The sequence below is a fragment of the Sphingomonas segetis genome (assembly GCF_009720245.1).
In the GTDB taxonomy this organism is placed as follows: Bacteria; Pseudomonadota; Alphaproteobacteria; order Sphingomonadales; family Sphingomonadaceae; genus Sphingomicrobium; species Sphingomicrobium segetis.
In genome coordinates, this window is the sequence record NZ_WJSQ01000226.1 from 1 (window position 1) to 2,800 (window position 2,800).

At 68.8% G+C, this 2,800-nt stretch carries 2 protein-coding genes; one reads left to right on the top strand and one right to left on the bottom strand.

Annotated features, from left to right (window positions below):
- Nucleotides 1–2,160 (top strand): putative bifunctional diguanylate cyclase/phosphodiesterase (locus GH737_RS14050; RefSeq protein WP_155265403.1); only part of this gene is annotated, 2,160 nt, incomplete at its 5' end.
- Nucleotide 2,161: 1 nt separating this feature from the next.
- Here GH737_RS14050 and GH737_RS14055 read toward each other — a convergent pair.
- On the bottom strand, nt 2,162–2,800 hold a 639-nt coding region (locus tag GH737_RS14055; protein WP_196233208.1), incomplete at its 5' end, for an alpha-hydroxy-acid oxidizing protein.

Below are 2,800 nucleotides of genomic sequence, written 5' to 3' on the forward strand. Positions count from 1 at the left end.
GCCGTCGAGCTTCAGAACGCCGCGCAGCTGCTGGCGCGCGACTTCGGCTTTCGCGCCGCGGTCGCGACGGGCGACCAGCCGACGATGCAGTCGGCGCTCGGCAATGCCGCGGCGCGGCTCAAGGTCGAAAGCGCGTTCATTGTCACCGCGGACGGCCGGGTCACCGCGATCGATCCCTCGATCAGTCCCGGTGAGATGGCGCGCCTCTGGGAACCGCTCGACGGCGGGCGGCTGATGGGTGTTTCGGTGCTCGCCGGGCGCCCGCGGCAGCTGGTCGCAGCGCCGATCATGGCCCCGACACTGATCGGCTGGGTGGTCTTCGCCGCTGATCTCGACGCGCGCGAGATGCGCGGGCTCGAGCGGCTTTCGGCGATCCCTCTCCACGCCGCGGTCCTCGCCAACAGCGGCGACCGCTGGTCCGAGGCGGCAGGGAGCATGTCCGCGCTCAACAGCCGGTCGGCCGCGCTGGCGGAAGGTCACGTCCGCAGCGGCGCGGCGTTCGAGATGCGAGTCGCCGGCGAGAAGTCGATCGCGCTCGCCAAGGAACTCCCGACCTTCTCCGACGGCGAGCGCGCGATCCTGCTGCTCGCCTATCCGAAAGCCGAGGCGCTCGCCGATGCTCACAAGCTGCAGTTCACGCTGGCGGCGATGACCTTGCTGGGCCTGCTGCTCATGGGCCTGGCGACGTGGCGGGCTGCCGGGAGGATCACCCAGCCGCTCGCTCGCCTGGACGAGGCCGCGGGGAAGCTCGCGAGCGGTGAGCATGTGCAGGTCCGCGTGCGCGGCACCGACGAGCTGGCGCGCCTTGCGACCAGCTTCAACGAGATGGTCGGGAAGATTGTCGAGCGCGAGCAGCGGATCACCCAACTCGCCTTCAACGACGTGCTGACCGGCTTGCCTAACCGCACCATGTTCCACCAGCAGCTGGAGCAATTGTTCCGCGCCTCGGAGGGCAGCGGCAATTTGTTCGCGCTCCACTGCCTCGACCTCGACCAATTCAAGGTGATCAACGACACGCTCGGCCACCCCGCCGGCGACGTCTTGCTGGTCGAGGCCGCGCAGCGCCTGCGCCATGCCGCGCGAGGGCATTTCGTCGGACGGCTCGGCGGCGACGAGTTTGTCGTGCTCCAGAGCGTCGGCAGCGACCGCGACGCGATCGACCGCCTTGCGCGCGAAATCCTCTCCTCGATCTTCCAGCCGCTCAACATCGACGGGAACGAGCTCGTCCCCTCGACCAGCATCGGCATCGCCATTGCACCCGACGACGGCAGCGACGGCGGGACCTTGCTGCGGAATGCCGACCTCGCCCTCTACCGCGCCAAGGAGGCCGGCCGCGGCACCTATGCTTTCTTCGAGGAAAGCCTCAACGAGCGAGCGCAGGAGCGGCGCCAGCTCGAATCCGACCTCAGGCTCGCGCTCGAGCGCGGCGAGTTCGAGCTGCACTACCAGCCCCTGTTCGACCTGGAGCAGAACCGCATCTGTTCGTTCGAGGCGCTGATCCGCTGGAACCACCCCAGGCGCGGGCTTGTCTCACCCATGGATTTCATCCCGGTCGCGGAAGACACCGGCCTCATCGTCCCCATCGGTGCCTGGGTGATCCGCGAGGCCTGCGCCGAGGCGGCTCGCTGGCCGGAGCAGATCAGGATCGCGGTGAACGTCTCGCCGGTCCAGTTCCACCGCGGCGCGCTTCACGAGACGATCCTGCGCGCGCTCGCCGACAGCGGACTCGCGGCAGGACGGCTGGAGGTGGAGATCACCGAGAGCATTTTCCTCGAGGGCAGCGAGACGACGCTCCGGTTGCTCCACGCGCTGCGGTCGCTCGGCGTCCGCGTCGCGCTCGACGATTTCGGGACGGGCTATTCGTCGCTCAGCTATTTGCAGAGCTTCCCGTTCGACAAGCTGAAGATCGACCGCAGCTTCATCCACAACCTGCTGACGCGCGATGGCGCGACCGCGATCGTCCACGCGATCACCGAGCTTGCGAACGCGCTCGGCATCGAAACGACGGCCGAGGGCGTCGAGGAAACCGCGCAGCTGATGGAGCTGCGCGCGCACGGCTGCTCGTCGGTCCAGGGATTCCTGTTCGCCGAGCCGATGACCGCTGCCGACGTCGATCAGCTGTTCCGCGACGACCGGGTCGCGCTTTCCGACGTCGCCTGACTCAGGCGAGCGTCGATCGATCCACTTCCGCGATGCGCGTGCAACCGGTCAGCGCCATCGCCACCCGCATCTCGGCTTCGATCAGCTTGAGCACGTGGCCGACGCCGCTCTCTCCGGCAGCGGCCAGCGCATAGGCCCAGGCACGTCCGAGCAGGACGAAGTCGGCGCCGAGCGCAAGCATCCGCACGACATCGAGCCCGGAGCGTACGCCGCCGTCGGCCAGAATCGGCATTCGTCCAGAAACCGCCTCGGCAATCGCCGGAAGTGCGCGGGCGCTCGACAGGACTCCGTCGAGCTGGCGCCCCCCGTGGTTCGACACCACGATCCCATCCGCGCCGCTGTCCGCCGCATGTCGCGCATCGTCGGGGTCGAGAATGCCCTTGAGGATCAGCGGCCCGTTCCACTGCCGCCGCACCCATTCGACATCCTTCCAGCTAACCGACGGATCGAAGTTCGCGTGGATCCACGCCTGGAAGTCGCTCAGCGGCGCGCTCTTGCCGACGATTGGCTCGAGATTGCCGAGGCTGTGCGGCTTGCCGTGTACCCCGACGTCCCATAGCCAGTCGGGCCGCGAGAGCAGCTGGGCGGTCCGCCGCGGGCCCGCGCCCGCGGCGCGCGCATCGCGATAGCGCGACCCGGG